This is a genomic window from Nocardia spumae (assembly GCF_020733635.1).
Lineage (GTDB): Bacteria > Actinomycetota > Actinomycetes > Mycobacteriales > Mycobacteriaceae > Nocardia > Nocardia spumae.
In genome coordinates this window covers 1,653,493-1,671,128 of the sequence record NZ_JAJFZL010000001.1, presented here as the reverse complement: position 1 = coordinate 1,671,128, position 17,636 = coordinate 1,653,493, and the positions used below count along the sequence as shown (strand labels likewise).

16 protein-coding genes are annotated in these 17,636 nt (G+C 68.1%); 5 read left to right on the top strand and 11 right to left on the bottom strand.

Features of this window, described 5'->3' with window-relative positions; translation table 11 throughout:
• Positions 1-15: 15 nt before the first annotated feature.
• Genes LKD76_RS07010 through dapE form a run of 3 tightly spaced genes read right to left on the bottom strand, consistent with a single transcriptional unit; the run spans position 16 to position 2,488 of the window.
• Entirely contained in the window at positions 16-573 is a 558-nt protein-coding gene (locus LKD76_RS07010; protein WP_227980178.1) for an LOG family protein, read from the bottom strand.
• Entirely contained in the window at positions 567-1,370 is an 804-nt protein-coding gene (locus LKD76_RS07005; protein ID WP_227980177.1) for an LOG family protein, read from the bottom strand. Before LKD76_RS07005 ends, LKD76_RS07010 begins: the two co-directional genes overlap by 7 nt.
• 17 nt (positions 1,371-1,387) lie before the next feature.
• The gene (dapE, locus tag LKD76_RS07000) at positions 1,388-2,488 is read right to left on the bottom strand and encodes a succinyl-diaminopimelate desuccinylase (protein WP_227980176.1); all 1,101 of its coding nucleotides are present in this window, start codon (positions 2,486-2,488) and stop codon (positions 1,388-1,390) included.
• Between the two features lie 108 nt (positions 2,489-2,596).
• On the opposite strand from dapE, the gene dapD reads away from it, so the two are divergent.
• Positions 2,597-3,550 (top strand): 2,3,4,5-tetrahydropyridine-2,6-dicarboxylate N-succinyltransferase, encoded by a 954-nt coding sequence (gene dapD / locus LKD76_RS06995; RefSeq protein WP_227980174.1) that lies wholly within the window; start codon positions 2,597-2,599, stop codon positions 3,548-3,550.
• Positions 3,551-3,610: 60 nt separating this feature from the next.
• Here the strand turns inward: dapD and LKD76_RS06990 are convergent, their stop codons facing one another.
• Positions 3,611-3,982 carry a PPOX class F420-dependent oxidoreductase gene (locus LKD76_RS06990; RefSeq protein ID WP_227980172.1) on the bottom strand — a complete coding sequence of 124 codons (372 nt, stop codon included), beginning with the start codon at positions 3,980-3,982 and terminating at the stop codon, positions 3,611-3,613.
• Positions 3,983-4,049: 67 nt separating this feature from the next.
• On the bottom strand, positions 4,050-5,474 hold the full coding sequence (locus tag LKD76_RS06985) for an acyl-CoA synthetase (protein ID WP_227980170.1): 1,425 nt from the start codon (positions 5,472-5,474) through the stop codon (positions 4,050-4,052).
• Between the two features lie 147 nt (positions 5,475-5,621).
• Here LKD76_RS06985 and LKD76_RS06980 point away from each other — a divergent pair, with 147 nt between their 5' ends.
• Positions 5,622-6,467 (top strand): oxygenase MpaB family protein, encoded by an 846-nt coding sequence (locus LKD76_RS06980; protein ID WP_227980169.1) that lies wholly within the window; start codon positions 5,622-5,624, stop codon positions 6,465-6,467.
• A 30-nt stretch (positions 6,468-6,497) separates the two neighbouring features.
• Here the strand turns inward: LKD76_RS06980 and LKD76_RS06975 are convergent, their stop codons facing one another.
• Positions 6,498-7,142 (bottom strand): TetR/AcrR family transcriptional regulator, encoded by a 645-nt coding sequence (locus LKD76_RS06975; protein WP_227980168.1) that lies wholly within the window; start codon positions 7,140-7,142, stop codon positions 6,498-6,500.
• Between the two features lie 184 nt (positions 7,143-7,326).
• On the opposite strand from LKD76_RS06975, the gene LKD76_RS06970 reads away from it, so the two are divergent.
• Positions 7,327-8,193 carry an oxygenase MpaB family protein gene (locus tag LKD76_RS06970; protein WP_227980166.1) on the top strand — a complete coding sequence of 289 codons (867 nt, stop codon included), beginning with the start codon at positions 7,327-7,329 and terminating at the stop codon, positions 8,191-8,193.
• A 13-nt stretch (positions 8,194-8,206) separates the two neighbouring features.
• On the opposite strand, the gene LKD76_RS06965 is transcribed toward LKD76_RS06970, so the two are convergent.
• The 5 genes from LKD76_RS06965 to LKD76_RS06945 all read right to left on the bottom strand — a co-directional run bounded on the left by LKD76_RS06965 (position 8,207) and on the right by LKD76_RS06945 (position 15,163).
• Complete coding sequence (locus LKD76_RS06965) at positions 8,207-9,124, bottom strand: proline dehydrogenase family protein (RefSeq protein ID WP_227985127.1); 918 nt, start codon at positions 9,122-9,124, stop codon at positions 8,207-8,209.
• An 82-nt stretch (positions 9,125-9,206) separates the two neighbouring features.
• Entirely contained in the window at positions 9,207-10,844 is a 1,638-nt protein-coding gene (gene pruA, locus LKD76_RS06960; protein ID WP_227980164.1) for an L-glutamate gamma-semialdehyde dehydrogenase, read from the bottom strand.
• A gap of 134 nt (positions 10,845-10,978) precedes the next feature.
• On the bottom strand, positions 10,979-12,085 hold the full coding sequence (dapC, locus tag LKD76_RS06955; RefSeq protein WP_308188612.1) for a succinyldiaminopimelate transaminase: 1,107 nt from the start codon (positions 12,083-12,085) through the stop codon (positions 10,979-10,981).
• 14 nt (positions 12,086-12,099) lie between these two features.
• A complete protein-coding gene (fdxA, locus tag LKD76_RS06950) occupies positions 12,100-12,423 on the bottom strand; it encodes a ferredoxin (RefSeq protein ID WP_227980162.1) in 324 nt (107 codons plus the stop codon).
• Positions 12,424-12,550: 127 nt separating this feature from the next.
• On the bottom strand, positions 12,551-15,163 hold the full coding sequence (locus tag LKD76_RS06945; RefSeq protein WP_227980159.1) for a bifunctional FO biosynthesis protein CofGH: 2,613 nt from the start codon (positions 15,161-15,163) through the stop codon (positions 12,551-12,553).
• A 119-nt stretch (positions 15,164-15,282) separates the two neighbouring features.
• On the opposite strand from LKD76_RS06945, the gene LKD76_RS06940 reads away from it, so the two are divergent.
• Both LKD76_RS06940 and LKD76_RS06935 read left to right on the top strand, forming a co-directional pair.
• Entirely contained in the window at positions 15,283-15,798 is a 516-nt protein-coding gene (locus LKD76_RS06940; protein WP_227980158.1) for a PH domain-containing protein, read from the top strand.
• Positions 15,795-17,540: a PH domain-containing protein gene (locus LKD76_RS06935; RefSeq protein ID WP_227980157.1), complete on the top strand. Its 1,746-nt coding sequence runs from the start codon at positions 15,795-15,797 to the stop codon at positions 17,538-17,540. The genes LKD76_RS06940 and LKD76_RS06935 overlap by 4 nt, the downstream gene beginning before the upstream one ends.
• Positions 17,541-17,636 lie beyond the last annotated feature (96 nt).

Below are 17,636 nucleotides of genomic sequence, written 5' to 3'. Positions count from 1 at the left end.
TCCAACGGGTTTCGGCTACACCGCCGATGTGGTCAGGGCTTCGAACGCGGATGCCGTATCCGCGGTCACGGTAATCCGATCCAGGGCGGGGCGCCCGATGAAACCGGAGGCGCGCAGCTCGTCCAGCCAGGTGAACAGCCCCCGGTAGTGCCCGTTCGGGTCAAGGACCACCAGCGGCTTACCGTGCAGTCCCAGATAGCCGCCGGTCCACGCCTCGAAGAATTCCTCGAGGGTGCCGATTCCGCCGGGCAGGGTCAGGAAGGCGTCGGCCCGATCCTCCATGATCTGCTTACGTTCGCGCATGGTGTCGGTGACGATGAGCTCATCGCTGTCCACATCGGCGACTTCCTGATGGACCAGTCGTTTCGGGATCACGCCGATGGTGCGGGCGCCGCCGGCGCGCGCGGCCACCGCCACCGCGCCCATCATCGACACGTGGCCGCCGCCGGAGACCAGATGCCAACCGCGGCGCCCGATTTCGGCGCCCACCTCGGCGGCCAGCGCGAGGGCGTCGGGATCGGTGGCGCTCGCCGAGCAGTACACACAGACCGCGAACGGACCGCCGTTCACCATGTGCCCTCCCTCCCAGTCGTGTCCTGGCCCCGCCGCTCGGCGGCTTGCAACACGACCCGAACCACCTCGTCGACACTGTCGGTCACATGCAGCAGGCCCAGGTCGTCGGGCGAGATCTTGCCCGAGCCGGCCAGCGAGTCACGCAACCAGTCGACCAACCCGGACCAGTGCCGGGTGCCGAACAGCACGATCGGGAAGCGGGTGATCTTGTGCGTCTGCACCAGGGTGAGCGCCTCGAACAGTTCGTCCAGGGTGCCGAATCCGCCCGGCAGGCAGATGAACGCCTGGGAGTACTTGACGAACATCGTCTTGCGGGCGAAGAAGTAGCGGAAGTTGATCCCGAGATCCACCCACTCGTTGAGGCCCTGTTCCATCGGCAATTCGATGCCCAGGCCGACCGAATAACCCTCCGCCTCGCTGGCGCCGCGATTGGCGGCCTCCATCACGCCGGGTCCGCCGCCGGTGATCACCGCGAAGCCGGCATCGGCCAGGGCCGCGCCGATCGCCCGGGCGGCCTCGTATTCGGGGGTACCCACCGGTGTTCGCGCCGAACCGAAAACGGCTACCGCCCTGGGGATTTCGGCGAGCGCACCGAATCCCTCCACGAATTCGCTCTGAATTCTCAAGACCCGCCACGGGTCGGTGTGTACCCAGTCGGTGGGGTCGCGACGATCCAGTAGATGCTGATCGGTGGTGCCGAGCCCCTGTTTCCGCGCCCGGCGCAACATGATCGGGCCGCGATATCTCGGTGTCGACTTCGGCGCTTTGACGGGTGCGGATTCGGGGTCGGTGGACATAGCGGCAAACCTACCGTTCAGCCCCGGTCACCGGTCAGGTAGTTACGCAGTATCTCGGTGACGGTGGTGATCTGACGGGTGGGTACCCGCTCGTCGACCTTGTGCGCGAGATTGGGATCACCGGGGCCGAAGTTGACCGCGGGTATGCCCCGAGCGGCGAATCGGGACACATCGGTCCAGCCGTACTTGGCCCGCACCCCGCCTCCGCCGTGCGCGTGCACGCGCTCGACCAGATCCCTCGCCGCCGGCGCGGACAGGCCGGGCAGCGCCCCGGGCGCGCCGTCGGTCCGCTCGAAACTCACGTCCAGACCGGCGAACACCTCGCGTACGTGCTCGGTGGCCTCGTCGAGGCTGCGATCGGGTGCGAACCGGAAATTGACCAGCACCCCGGCCTCGTCGGGCACCACATTGCCGGCCACCCCACCGGATACCTCGACCGCCGACAGTCCCTCCCGATAGGTGCAGCCGTCGATCTCGACCGCCCGCGGCGTGTACTCGCGCAGGCGTTGCAGCACCGGCGCGAGTTTGTGAATCGCGTTGTCACCCAGCCAGGCTCGCGCGGTGTGCGCGCGGGTGCCGCCGAGGCCGAGCCGCACCCGCAGTGTGCCCTGACATCCCGCCTCGATCCAGGAGCCCGACGGCTCGCCCAGAATCGCCAGATCACCGTCGAGCCATTCCGGCAGTTCCCGCTCGATACGACCGAGTCCGTTGTACTCGGCGGCGATCTCCTCACAGTCGTAGAAGATGAGGGTCAGATCGCAGACCGGATCCGCGACGGTCGCGGCCAGATGCAGGAAGACCGCGTCACCGGATTTCATATCGACGCTGCCGCAGCCGAACAGCACCTCTTCCCCGTCGACGACCTCGAACCGGCCCGGCACGTTGTCGGCGATCGGCACGGTGTCGAGGTGTCCGGCGAGAATCACCCGGTTGGGCAACCCCCGATTCGTGCGCGCCAGCACGGTGTTGCCGTGCCGCAGTACCTCGAAGCCCTCGGTCTGCTCACGCAGAGCCCAGGCGACGGTGTCGGTGATCGCAGCCTCGTCCCGCGAGACACTGGGGATGTCGACGAGGGTGGCGGTGATCGAGATCGGGTCGGCGCGCAGATCGATGGTCACCGGACCAGCCTAATTGTTCGCTCGACTCACGACCCGGGTGAGCGCCCGCGCGCGGGCGCTGCGGGGAGCCCACCGCTTCGCGAGGACGACCCAGTAGGCTGAGGTGTCGTGAGCACACAGGGAGCATCCGCAGTCGGCCTGGCGACGATCACCGTGAACGGTACGGTCCTCGACACCTGGTACCCGTATCCGGAGCTGGGAGAATTCGCCGAATCCGGGTCCGCGCGGCTGAGCCCCACCGATCCCGAGTACGCCCGCTTCGCCGACCTCGTCGGCCATGACGAGGGGCGCCGGGTCGAGGTCGTCGCCGTGCGCACCACGATCGCCGACCTGGCGGCCGCACCGGTGGACACCCACGACGTCTATCTGCGCCTGCACCTGCTGTCCCATCGGCTCGTCGCCCCGCACGGCGCCAGCCTCGACGGTCAGTTCGGCCTGCTGGCGAATGTGGTGTGGACCAACCACGGCCCGTGCGCGGTCGAGGAGTTCGAACTGGTCCGCGCGAAGCTGCGCGCCCGCGGCCCGGTGACCGTCTACGGCGTAGACAAATTCCCGCGCATGGTCGATTACGTGCTGCCCGCCGGGGTGCGCATCGCGGATGCGGACCGGGTACGGCTGGGTGCGCATCTGGCCGAGGGCACCACGGTGATGCACGAGGGTTTCGTGAACTTCAACGCCGGGACCCTGGGCGCATCCATGGTCGAGGGCCGGATCTCGGCCGGTGTGGTGGTCGGGGACGGTTCCGACGTGGGCGGCGGCGCCTCCATCATGGGCACCCTGTCCGGCGGCGGTAAGCAGGTCATCTCGATCGGTGAGCGTTGCCTGCTCGGCGCGAACGCCGGTCTGGGCATCTCACTCGGCGACGATTGCGTCGTCGAGGCCGGGCTCTACGTCACCGCCGGCACCAAGGTCGCGCTGCCGGACGGCCGCACCACCAAGGCGGCCGAGCTGTCCGGGCAGTCGAATCTGCTGTTCCGCCGCAATTCCCTCACCGGCAGCGTCGAGGTGGTCGCGCGCAAGGGCACCGGTATCGAACTCAACGCCGCGCTGCACGCCAACTGATTTCTCCGCGCACCCCCTCCCCGCTCGTTCCGGCCGGGAGGGGGTGTTCGCGTCGGGGGTTCACTCGATTCCGAACGCCAGGACACGTTGCGGGGTGATGCGGATCAGTTCGCGCGATCCGCCGTCGAGGTAGGTGTCGACGTCCGCCAGAGCCTGTGCCACACCGCGGATTTCGAGGCACCGTACCTGCCACGGATCGATCGAGGCGATATCGTCGACGACGAACGAGACGCGCTCCTGCTTGGCCAGGTTGCGGAACTTCTGCGAGGCGCCCATGTTGTGGCCCGCGATATCGATGGTGCCGAGCGCGTCGTTGTAGCGGAAACCCACCGGGTTGTTCTGCGGCGAGCCGTCCGGGCGAATGGTGGCCAGTCGGCCCAGACGTTGGCCCGCCAGATACCGGATCTGGGCTGCAGACAGCGTTGCGATCATGCGCCGACCTTAGAACCTGGAGCGTGGTACAGGTCAACTCGGCACACTCCCAGCACCGAATCGTGGCTCAGCCGAGTCGCTTCTTCTGGACCTTGCCCATCGCGTTGCGCGGCAGATCCGTCACCATCAGTACCTCGCGGGGCCGCTTGTGGTTCGAAAGCCGTTCCGCGACAAACCCGATCAGTTCATCCGCGGCGATCGCGACCTCGGCGCGCGGCACCACGTAGGCGCGGATGCGCTGCCCCAGGTCGGCATCCGCCACCCCGACCACCGCGACCTCCGCGACCGCGGGGTGGCCCAGCAGGCAGGTTTCGATCTCTCCCGCCCCGATGCGGTAGCCGCCGGATTTGATGAGGTCCACCGATTCGCGGCCGACGATGCGATGAAAGCCGTCGGCATCGATCGCGGCCACATCACCGGTGACGAACCAGCCGTCGTCGGTCCAGCATCCGGCGGTGGCGTCGGGCCGGTTCAGATAGCCGTCGAACAGCATCGGCCCGCGCACCTGGAGTCCGCCGATGCTCTCTCCGTCGTGCGGTACCGGCTCACCCGCTTCGTCGCGCAGCCGAGTCTGCACGCCCGCGACCGGCAGGCCGACCCACCCCGGACGACGTTCGCCGTCGGCACGGGTGGACAGCGTGATCATGGTCTCGCTCATGCCGTAGCGCTCCACCGGCGCGTGCCCGGTGAGATCTCGTAAGCGCTCGAACACCGGTACCGGCAGCGGCGCACTGCCGGATATCAGCAAACGCGCACCGGCCAATGCCTGTGCCGCATCCGGGTCTTCGGCGATGCGGGACCACACCGTCGGCACTCCGAAATAGACGGTGCCGGCCGCCGCGGCATAGGCCGCCGGGGTGGGTTTACCGGTGTGCACGAGCGCGCTGCCGATTCGCAGCGGGCCCAGCACGCCCAGGATCAGGCCGTGGACGTGGAACAGCGGAAGTCCGTGCACCAGAACGTCGTCGGGCCGCCAGGACCACGCCTCGAACAGCGCGTCCAGGCCGGCGGCGATGGCGCCGCGACTGAGCACCACTCCCTTGGGGGCGCCGGTGGTTCCCGAGGTGTAGAGGATGAAAGCCGTTGTGTCCGGCCCAGGTTCGGGGTAGCGATGCCAGGAGCGCGCGTGTTTGCGCACCGGGATCACCGGCAGCGTCGGATTCTCGGGTGCGGCGCCGAGCCAGGCCCGGGCCCCGGAATCGCGGAGAATGTGGTCGAGTTCGGCCGATCCGGCATCCGGGGGCACGGGCACGGCGGCGACCCCGGCGATCAGGCAGCCCAGAATCGCCAGCACGGTGGTGGCGGTGGGGCGGGCCAGGATCGCGACGCGCTCGGCGGCGGCGACCCGTTCGGCGACCGAGGTCGCGGCACCGACCAGATCGCTGCGCGACAACGTCTCACCATCGATGGTGACCGCATCGGGGAGGTCGTAACCGGCGGCGACGGTGGCGGGGTTCAGTGAGGGCAGCAGCGGCGACGAACCGTAGGACACCGCATCAACCTATCAATCCGGTGCGCACCCGGCCGGTCGGTGCGGCGGCATTGCGAATTCGTCTCCGTCACCGGCCGCCCGTTGACAGCGGTATGAGATGGTGAGACTGTCGAAGCATAGCTTTCTCAGGCGAGCTGGGGGTCGACGATGACCGCATCATTTCGCAGCGCGTCCGGACCGGACGCCGAATACGATGTCGCCGCACATCTGGACGGGTCGGCGGCCTTCTTCGGCGCCACGGCCAATGTCATCATGCAGTTGTCGCTGGCACCGGTGGGCTACGGCGTCGTGGAGAGCACCGTGGACAGCGGCAAGGTCATGCTGCATCCGGTCAAACGCACCCGCACCACGCTCACCTACCTGGCGGTGGCCATGCTGGGCAGCGAGGACGAGCGAGCGGCCTATCGCGCCGCGGTCAACCGGCAGCATCGCGCGGTGCGCTCGTCGGCGCGGAGCCCGGTCCGCTACAACGCCTTCGATCCCCGGCTGCAACTCTGGGTGGCCGCGTGCCTGTACTGGGGTTCACGCGATCTCTACGAACGGATGCACGGGCCGATGCCCGAGGACCAGGCCGAGGCCTTCTACCGGCATGCCGCCCGCTTCGGCACCACCCTGCAGATGCCACCGGCGATGTGGCCGCCGGATCGGGCGGCCTTCGACCGCTACTGGTCCGAGCAACTGGCCACCGCGCACATCGATCCGCCGATCCGCGCCTATTTCGACGATCTGGTGGATCTGAAGATGTTCCCGCGGCCGATTTCCTCGACATTCGGCCGCTTGCATCGCTGGATGGTCGCGGGCATGCTGCCGCCGAACCTGCGCGCCCAGATGGATATGCCCTGGAACGATACCGACGATGAGCGCCTGGCCCGGCTCCTGCTCGCCGTCGGCGCGATGGAACGACGAGTTCCCAAGCAGCTCAAGATGTTCCCGGTGAATGCCTACCTCTGGGACATGCGCATCCGCCGGCGGCTCGGCCTGCGTCTCGTGTAGTACCGGCCGAAGCGGACCCCACGCCCCGATTCAGGGAACACGGAACCCCGGAACCACGTGGTCGCGAGCGAAGGCGCGACCGGCGGCGTCGTCGTCGACCGGGATCAGGGTCTGCGGCGTCAGCGCCATCGACAGCGCGTTACGGGCCACCATTTCCGCCAGCGGCAACGGATCGTAGTGTGGCAGTTTGCCTTCCGACTGCAGTCGGGTGATGAACTCGGCCACGTAGTCACGCCCGAGCTCGATCACCGGCGCGCCCCGCACGGTGAGATAGGGCAGCACGATCTCCGGCTCGGTGGTGAGCAGCCGGTCGAGCAGTTTGTTCCCACGCAGGCCGTCCAGGAAGGCCATGAACAGTTCGACGATCTGATCCTCGGCGCTGGCGTCGCGATCGATCTGGCGCTGGACCGCGGCGTCGACCTGCTCGACGAACTGCCGCGCCTGCCAGAGCCCGACGGCCTGGATCAGATCGGACTTTCCGGCGAAGCGCCGATACAGCGTCGCCAGCGACAACCGCCCTCGCCGAGCCACCTCGACCATGCTGGTGCGCTTGATCCCGAAGTCCAGAAATGCGAGCAGCGCGGCATCGAGCACGGTGGTCTGATTGCGATCCTCCGGCCCCGCACCACGGACCAACGGCAGCAATCGCGCCGAGAGTTCGGTCGATTCGCTCATGGCCATCCCTCTCTCGTTCGCCCAGGTGTCTCGCCATCGCGCCGACGGATCGGCACGCTCATCTTCCCACAGGGCCACGCGGCCCTCGATTGACATGATGCCACACGAATGAGAAGGTTCGTAAGAAAGCTTCTCACACTTTCTCTCGCCGTTCCGGCGGGAAGGAACAGGAGACGAGTCGACGATGACCGCCCCCCTGCCCGCGACCGGCTACGAGCCCGAGATTCCGGGCGACGATCTGACCCCCGAGACCGTCCGCGAGCACATCGACGGCGTGGCCGCCTTCCTCGGCGGCGCCGCGAATGTGATCATGCAGCTCAGCCACCCGCCGGTCGGTTACGGCGTCCTGGAGAGCACGGTCGACAGCGGCAAGGTGACGCTGCACCCGCTCAAGCGGCTGCGCACCACGCTCACCTATCTGGCCGTCGCGTGGATGGGTACCGAGAAGGACCGGGAGACCTATCGGGAAGCGGTCAACGCGTCACACCGGCCGGTGCATTCCGGACCGGACAGCCCGGTCAAGTACAACGCCTTCGATCCGAAGCTGCAGCTGTGGGTGGCCGCGTGCCTGTACTGGGGCGTGGACGACCTCTACCACCGCATGCGCGGGCCGATGGACCCCGAATTCGCCGAACGGTTCTACCGCTACAGCGCCCGGCTCGGCACCACCCTGCAGATGCGGCCCGAGATGTGGCCGGCCGACCGGGACGCGTTCTACGCGTACTGGGAGGAGAACCTCGCGACCAAGACCATCGACGAGCCGGTACGGCGCTACTTCAACGATCTGATCGATCTGAAGATGCAGCCGCGGTTGATTCGACTGCTGTCCGCGCGTTTCCACCGGTTCACCGTCACCGCCCTCCTGCCGCAGCACCTGCGCGATCAGATGGGGATGCGGTGGACCGCGCGCGACGAACGCCGGTTCCGCCTCATCCTGCGCTCGATCTCGGCGGTGTGGACCCGGATGCCCACGGTGATCCGGGTGTTCCCGTTCAACTTCTATCTCGCCGACATGCGATTGCGCCGCCGCTTCGGGCGACCACTGGTCTGACGCCCGATCGAATTCAGCGCCGCTCGGCCAGCGCGCGCAAAAAGAAGCCGAGGTTGGCCGGACGTTCGGCCAACCGGCGCATCAGATAGCCGTACCACTGGGTGCCGTAGGGCACGTAGACGCGGACCGCGTGCCCGGCCTCGGTGAGGCGCCGCTGTTCGAGAATCCGAATGCCGTACAGCATCTGGAATTCGAAATCTCCCGGCTCGCGGCCGTGCTCGGCGGCCATGTGCTGGGCGGCGGCGATCATCACCGGATCGTGGGTGGCGACCATCGGATAGCCCGCGCCACCCATCAGCGCCTCGAGACAGCGCAGGTAGGATTCGTCGACCTCGGCGGACCGCTGAAAGGCGACGCTGTCGGGCTCGCGATAGGCGCCCTTGCACAACCGGATTCGCGCACCCTCGGCAGCGGCGGCGCGGCACCGCTGTTCGGCTCGGCGCAGATAGGTCTGAGTGGCCACCGCCAGCCAGGGATGGTCCCGGCGAATACGCCGCACCGTCGATTCGGTGCCCTCGGTGGTGGTGTGATCCTCCGCGTCGACGGTGATCCATACTCCGGCCTGTTCGGCACGCGCACACAGGGTCCGCAGATTCTCGGCCGCGATCTCCGGTCCCGCCGCCCCCAGTGACTGGCCCAGCGCGGACAGCTTCACCGAAACCTCGACCGACGCCACCACACCGGCGCCCGGCCGGACCGCCGCTTCGGTCCGGCGGCGCGCCAGATCGTCGATCAACGCCAGGTATTCGGCCACCGCGTCGTCGGCCATGAACCGTTCGGTGGTGTACTCGCCGAGAAAGTCCACGCTGACCATTCGCCCGCTGGCCAGCAGTTCGCCGACCACCGGCGCGAGGTCGGCGCGCGTCTCCCCCGCCACGAACCGGTGCACCACCTCCGCGGTGACCGGGAATCCGGTGACGGCCCGCTTCATCCGGGTCGATCCCGCGGCCGCCAGAATGGCCGGCCGCAAGGGGTTCACGGCCGGCTCCCGCGCCCCGGGGCGGAGGCGCCGGTCATTCGGGATCCATATGCGGATACCGGAAATCCGTGGGCGGAACGAAGGTTTCCTTCAGGGCGCGGGGTGCCACCCAGCGCAGCAGATTCAGATACGAACCGGCCTTGTCGTCGGTCCCCGATGCCCGCGCGCCGCCGAAGGGCTGCTGGCCGACCACCGCCCCGGTGGGCTTGTCGTTGATGTAGAAATTGCCCGCCGTGTAGCGCAGTGCGGTCGCGGCCCGGTCGATCGCGACCCGGTCGCGGGCGAACACCGCACCGGTCAGGGCATAGGGCGCCGCCGTATCGACTTCCGCCAGCATCGAATCGAACGCGTCCGGGGCATCGTCGGCATAGACGTAGACCGACAGGATGGGGCCGAAGTACTCGGTGGTGAACGCCTCGTCGCGCGGGGTATCCGCCAGCAGCACCGTAGGGCGGACGAACCAGCCCTCACCGTCGTCGTAGGTCCCACCGGCCGGAATGCCGAGTCCAGCGGCGCGGGCGCGCTCCACGGCCGCGACATTCTTGTCGTAGGAGCGCCGATCGATCACGGCCCCACCGAAATTCGTCAGATCCGCGATATCGCCGTAGCTCAGCTCGTCGACCTGGGTGAGGAAATCGTCGCCCATCTCCCGCCACAGCGAGCGCGGGATGTAGGCGCGCGAGGCCGCCGAACATTTCTGGCCCTGGTACTCGTAAGCGCCGCGAATCAGCGCGGTGCGCAACGCATCCGGATCCGCGGACCGGTGCGCCAGGATGAAGTCCTTGCCACCGGTCTCACCCACCAGGCGCGGATATCCGCGATAGCGATCGATATTCGCACTCACCTGCCGCCACAGGTGCTGGAAGGTGCGGGTCGAGCCGGTGAAGTGGATACCCGCCAGGCGCGGATCGTTCAGCGCGACCTCCGACAGGTCGACACCGTCGCCGGTGACCAGATTGATCACTCCCGGCGGCAGTCCGGCCTCCTCGAGCACACGCATCGTGTAGTACGCGGCCAGGGTCTGTGTCGGAGAGGGTTTCCACACCACCGTGTTTCCCATCAGCGCGGGCGCGGTGGGCAGATTACCGGCGATCGCGCTGAAGTTGAACGGGGTGATCGCGTAGACGAACCCTTCCAGTGGCCGGTAGTCCATCCGATTCCACACTCCCGCCGCCGATTCCGGCTGCTGAGCGAAGATTCCCGCGGCGAAGGCCACATTGAACCGCCAGAAGTCGACCAGTTCGCAGGGCGCGTCGATCTCGGCCTGATACGCCGATTTCGACTGCCCGAGCATGGTCGCCGCGGCCACCGTCTCCCGCCACGGCCCGGCCAGCAGATCGGCCGCCCGCAGCAGGACGGCGGCGCGCTCGGCGAACGGCAGCGCCCGCCAGTCCGGCGCCGCCGCCGTCGCCGCCTCGACCGCGGCGCGACCCTCCTCCTGGGTGACATCGGTGTAGGTACCGAGTACGTGCGCGTGCCGATGCGGCATCACGATATCGGCGCGGCGGCCGGTGCCCGGCCGATGTTTACCTCCGATGACCAGCGGCACATCCACCGCCCGACCGGAGATTTCGGTAAGTTTGCCGATCAGAAGTTCTCGTTCCCGGCTCCCCGGCGCATACGAGTGAACCGGCTCGTTAGCCGGAGTCGGGACAACCGTGACAGCGTCCATAGCCCCAGGCTAGTCCGGTTACGCTCCGATGCTCCGTCAAACCCGCCAGCGTCTCGCGCGTCGCGCCACCACCGATGCCGATCGGTTGCCCGGACCGGCAAACGAGGACGGAACCGAGCGATCCCGGTGGCCGATCAAGCGGACAGGCGGACCGCCGCGGCGGCGATGCGCTCATCGGTGGCGGTCAGCGCGATGCGCACGTGTTCGGTGCCGGTGGGACCGTAGAAATCGCCGGGGGCCGCGAGGATACCGCGCTCGGCCAGCCAGTCCAGGGTCGTGCGGCAGTTCTCGCCTCGCGTCGACCACAGATACAGTCCAGCCTCGGAGTGGTCGACCCGGAAACCCGACTCCTCCAACGCCTTCCGCAACACCTCGCGGCGCGCGCGATAGCGTTCGCGCTGCACCACCTCGTGTTGATCGTCGGTGAGCGCGGCGGTCATCGCCGCCTGAATCGGATAGGGCACCATCATGCCGGAGTGCTTGCGGACCTCCAGCAGTTCGCGCACAAACTCGAGGTCACCGGTCACGAACCCGGCTCGGTAACTGGCCAAGTTCGAGGTCTTCGACAGTGAGTGGATGGCCAGCAGGCCGGTGTGGTCGCCGTCGCAGACCCGCGGATCGAGAATCGACACCGCCTCGGCATCCCAGGTCAGCCCCAGATAGCACTCGTCGGAGGCGACGATCGCTCCGCGCTCGCGGGCGAAGGCCACCACCTTGCGCAGGTGATCGATGCCGAGCACCTTGCCGGTGGGATTCGACGGCGAGTTCAGATAGATCAGCGCCGGCGACTCCGGCCCGAGCCGAGTCATGCCGTCCGCCCGCAGAATTCGCGAACCGGACAGCAGCGCGCCCACCTCGTAGGTCGGATACGCCACCTCCGGAATCACCACCAGATCCGACGCACCGAGTCCGAGCAGGCGCGGCAGACCCGCGATCAGTTCCTTGGTACCGATCACGGGCAGTACGGCATCCGGCTCGATCCCCGACATGCCGAAGCGGCGGGCCACCGCGGCGACCGCGGCTTCGCGCAGTTCGGGCGTGCCGTAGGTGGCCGGATAGCCGGGAACCTCCGCGACCGAGGCGAGCGCGCTCCGAATCAGCGGATCGACCGGATCGACGGGAGTGCCCACCGACAGATCGACGATGCCGTCGGGGTGTTCGGCGGCGCGCGCCTTGGCCGCGGCGATGGTGTCCCAGGGAAAGTCGGGCAGCAGACTGCTGACCCGCACGCGATCGCGGATCACCGAGGCGCTACCTACTCGGCTGCCATCGGCGGCAGGGCGGCGATGAACGGTACGTCGTAGTCGGTCTTACCGACCTTGGTCGCGCCTCCCGGCGAGCCGAGGTCGTCGAAGAAGTCGACGTTCGCGTTGATGTACCCGCTCCACTGGTCCGGCGTGTCGTCTTCGTAGAAGATCGCTTCCACCGGACAGACCGGCTCACATGCACCACAGTCCACGCACTCGTCGGGTTGGATGTACAGCATGCGGTTGCCCTCGTAGATGCAGTCCACGGGGCATTCCTCGATGCACGCCTTGTCCTTCACGTCAACGCACGGTTCAGCGATGATGTACGGCACTGCCGCTCTCCTAGTCTGTCCTTGCCTGCGGGACACTTCCGCCCGCGCAACAGTATCCCGGCGACTCACATGACAACTGGTCAGCCTTGCCTAACTTGTCGGCGGCAACGGTGCCCGCCCGGCCCGCTCAGCCGACCGACAACGGTAGCGCCGACACCCGGTGCCGCGGCACGCCGTAGGTGGTGGTGCGCTCGCGCACCGGACGGCCGATCCCCTCGCCGATCTCGACCAATTCCGCCACCGTCTTCGCCGAGCCGTGTTCGGAGCCGGCCATCCGGGAGATGGTCTCCTCCATCAACGTACCGCCGAGGTCGTTGGCGCCGCCATTGAGCATCACCTGGGTACCGGTCACACCCAGTTTCACCCAGCTGGTCTGGATATTGGCGATCCGCCCGTGCAGCATGATCCGCGCCAGCGCGTGCGCGGCACGATTGTCGCGAATCGTCGGCCCCGGCCGGGAAGCGCCCGCCAGATACAGCGGAGCGCTCTGATGGACGAACGGCAGCAGCACGAATTCGGTGAAACCACCGGTCTCGTCCTGGATGCCGCGCAGTACCCGCAGGTGCCCCACCCAGTGCTTGGGGTTGTCGACGTGGCCGTACATCATGGTGGAACTGGACGGCAGGCCCACCTTGTGCGCGGTGGTGATCACCTCGATCCACGCCGAGGTGGGCAGCTTGCCCTTGGTGAGCACCCAGCGCACCTCGTCGTCCAGGATCTCCGCGGCCGTACCCGGAATCGTGTCCAGTCCGGCCTCTTTCAGCGCGGTCAGCCAGTCGTGGATGCTCTGGCCACCGCGCGAGGCGCCGTTGACGATCTCCATCGGGCTGAAGGCGTGCACATGCATCGACGGCACCCGCTTCTTCACCGCGCGCACCAGATCGGCATAGCCGGTGACGGGCAGATCCGGATCGATACCGCCCTGCATACACACTTCGGTGGCGCCCTCGACATGCGCTTCCCAGGCCCGTTCGGCGACCTCGTCCGCGGAGAGGGTGAAGGCGTCCGCATCGCCCTTGCGCTGGGCGAAGGCACAGAACCGGCAGCCGGTGTAGCAGATGTTGGTGAAGTTGATATTGCGGTTCACCACGTAGGTGACATCGTCACCGACGGTGTCGCGGCGCAGCTGGTCGGCCAGTGCCGCGATCGCGTCGAGTTCGGGCCCGTCGGCAGTCGCCAGCGCCAGATATTCGGCGTCGGTGAGCCCCGCGGGGTCTTTCTCCGCCGCCCGCAGCGCACCCAGCACATCGGTATCGAGCTTCACCGGCGCGGACAGCGAGAGTACTTGTTCGCGAACGGTTTCCCAGTCGCCGAAGGCACCCAGGCCGTCACCTTCCAGCGCGGCGTCACTGCGAGCTTCGGTATTGCGCCCCTCGGTGTCGATGGAGGTGTTGAGATCGGTGCGGCCCAGCGACTCCCAGGACTGATCGGGCTCCTGCCAGGGACGGCCGACCGGATTCACCTCCCGCGCCAGGCCGGTGCGCGGATCGGCCAGTGCGGCGACATGGCCCTGCACCCGCGGATCGATCCACGGGTTGCCCGCGAGCACGTATTTGGGATGTGCGGTCAGTCGCTCGGTCAGCACGTAGCCGGCTTGCGCCGTGACCTCGGCGAGGACTTCCAGATTCGGCCAGGGCCGTTCCGGATTCACATGGTCGGGCGTCAGCGGTGACACCCCGCCCCAATCGTCGATACCGGCGTCGATCAGTGCCCGGCACTCCTCGAGCGACACCAGATTCGGCGGCGCCTGAATACGCATCTTGGGCCCCAGCAGCAGCCGGGTGACGGCGATGGTGGCGCGGAACTCGGCCAGGTCGGCATCGGGAGTGTCGCGCATGGCGGTATCGGCCTTGGCCAGGAAGTTCTGCACGATCACCTCCTGGACGTGACCGAATGCCTTGTGCGAGCGGCGGATCGCCAGGATGGAATCGACACGCTCGGCGTAGGTCTCCCCGATACCGACGAGAATGCCCGTGGTGAACGGGATGCTCAGCCGCCCGGCATCGGTCAGCGCCCGCAGGCGGACCTGCGGATCCTTGTCCGGACTGCCGTAGTGGGCCTGACCACGTTCGGTGAACAGGCGCTCGGAGGTGGTTTCGAGCATCATGCCCATCGAGGGGGCGACCGGCTTGAGCCGCGACAGTTCCGCCCAGCTCATCACGCCCGGATTCAGATGCGGGAGCAGCCCGGTCTCCTCGAGCACCCGGATCGACATGGCCCGCACATAGTCCAGGGTGGAGTCGTAGCCGCGCTCGTCGAGCCACTGCCGGGCTTCCGGCCAACGCTCCTCGGGGCGGTCCCCCAGTGTGAAAAGTGCTTCCTTACAGCCCAATTCGGCGCCGCGCCGGGCGATGTCGAGAACCTCGTCGGGTTCCAGATACATCCCCTTGCCCTCGGCGCGCAGCTTGCCCGGCACCGTCACGAATGTGCAGTAGTGACATTTGTCGCGACACAGGCGGGTCAGCGGGATGAACACCTTGCGCGAATAGGTGATGGGCAACGGCCCGTCGGTGTTCGACTCCCGCAGACCGGCATCCCGCACTCGCGTCGCCGACGTGCACAGATCCACCAGATCGTCGCCCCGCGCGTGCAGGAGGACTACTGCCTCGTCGAGATTGAGCGTCGCCCCGTCGCGCGCGCGCCGCAGCGCCCGGCGCATGGCCGAGGGCGTCGGTGGGGCGGGCGGTACACCAGGGGTCGGTAGACCGGTGTTCGGTTGCTCTGTCACGCCGTCGATCATGCGCCAACCATCCGAGTGTTCTCCCTTCGGTGCCCTGTGACGTGAGTCAACCCGGCGCCCGTCGCGGGTTATTCCTGCGGTGGCGACTCAGTTTCCGGAATTCGTGCCACCATGGCGACATGATCCGGCCGCTGGATTCCTCGCCGTCGCGCACGATCATGGCAGCGCCGGCCTGGCGGGCCAGTCCGCGGGCACCTCTGCTGTGGGCGACCGGACCCGCCGTCTTCTGGTCTTTCGTGCTGGTGGGCGGACTGATCTGGCTGCTGGTCGACGACCGGCACCGGCTCTGGGCCGGGGCCGTCGTCGCCGGGGCCGCGCTGCTGGGCGTCTTCAGTGCGCTGGTCGTGCCGCTGTGGCGCTACGCCGTTCATCGGTGGGAGATCACCGAGACCGCGGTCTACACCCGGACCGGCTGGTTCACCCAGGAGTGCCGGGTCGCGCCGATCACCCGGGTGCAGACCGTCGATACCCACCGCGGTCCGCTCGAGCAACTGTTCGGCCTGGCCACGGTCACGGTCACGACGGCCTCGTCGGCGGGCGCGGTGCGAATCGTGGCGCTCGACCTCGATGTCGCGGAACGGACGGTGAGCCGTCTGACCGAGATCGCGGCGCTGCATCGCGAGGACGCCACATGACCGCGTTCGGCGGCGAACCCGATACCGATCGGCACGACGGCGCCCGGCCGGGATCGACAATCGGATCGGCCGGCGCCGCGGTCGCGACGGCAGCGGATACCGACTGGCGGCGGCTCGACAAGCGGATGATGCTGGTCCACCCGGTGCGCGAGTTGATCAAATTCATCCCGGTCCTGCTCGGCGCGGTGATCGTCGGCAGCCAGAGCGACAATCCGGCGTGGAGTCCGGTCGTCGCGGGGGTGATCGTCGTCATCGCACTGGCCCGCTGGTTCACGACCGCCTATCGGATCGGGCCCGATACCGTGCAGTTGCGACGCGGTCTGCTGCACCGCCGGACGCTGACCGTGCCGCGCTCGCGAATCCGCTCGGTGGACGTCCAGGCCGATGTGATGCACCGGCTGCTCGGCTTGGTGCGGCTGGTCATCGGGACCGGACAACACGCCGAGCGCGTGGAGCGTTTCCACCTCGACGGGGTCGACGCCCGGCAGGTTCCCGAACTGCGGGCGCTGCTGCTGAACCGATCCGGGCGCTCGGAGACGAACGATGCGACTGCCGGCCCCGAGCCACCTCGAGCCGACGATCCGAAGCTGTCCGGCCGGCGCGAACCGGGCGGCGGGCGAGCGGCCCTGCGGCGCGCGCTGCGCCGCGGCGACGATCTCCCCGACGCCGGTACCGAGATCGGCCGGTGGCGCCCCCAGTGGGTGCGCTACGCCCCGCTGTCGCTGACCGGACTGGCGATCGTCGGACCGGTGATCGGCTTGGCCGCCAAGGTGGGCGTGGCGGATGTGCTGGTGCGCTCGGAAGCGGTCCGGGGCTTGAGCAAGCACAGCACCGTCTTCATCGTGCTGGCCGTGGCGGCGGCGGTGGCCGCGTTGCTCGTGGTCGCCGCCGTCGCCGCCTGTATTCACTATCTGGCCACATATTTCGGGCTTCGGGTGGTCGACGACGGCACGGCGCTGCATATCCGCAGCGGCCTGTTCACCACCCGGCAGACCACCCTCGACCTGTCCCGGCTGCGCGGCGCGACGGTGCAGGAGCCGTTGCTGTTGCGCCTGGCCGGCGGTGCGGAACTCGAGGCCATCATGACCGGCACCGGCGCCCGGCAGAAACTACTGCCCCAAGCCCCGCGCGCGGCCGTCGATCACACCCTGGCCCAGCTGCTCACCAGCCCTTCCCGCCCACCCGGGCGGTCCGGGAACGCGGCCGATCCCACACTGCCGCAACCCCTGTGGGACGACATCGCGACGGCGACCGCACCGATCTCGGTCCCCCTCGAACAGCACGGCCCGCGGGCACTGCGGCGGCGCTACACCCGGGCCTTCGTGCCGGTGTGGATCGCACTCGCCGCCCTGGCCGCGATCATGCTCGCGGGTCATCGAGTTCCGGCGTGGGCGTGGATCGTTGTCGCGGTCCTGGTGCTCGGTTCGATAGCGCTGGCGCAGGAGCGCTATCGGGGCCTGGGCCACGCCGTGATCGCATCCGACGGTGCGCGACCGGTGTGGCTGATCACCCGCCGCGGCGCGCTGGAACGCGACCGCGACTGCCTCGAGGCGCCGGGGGTGATCGGATGGACCGTGCGCCGCACCTGGTTTCAGCGCCGGGCGGGTTTGGCCACCCTCGTCGCCGCGAGTCCCGCGGGCAAGAAGAAATACAGCATCGTCGACATCCCGGTGGCGCGGGCGTGGGCGCTGATCGAACAGGTGACGCCCGGACAGCTCGGCACCCGGATCCCAGCGGAGTAGTATGTTACTCGCAATTTCGCCTCCCAAATGGGTAAATCGGCGGCTATGGCCGAATAAGTGAGCGGCGATTCGCGGCACGTGATAAAACTCACCCGA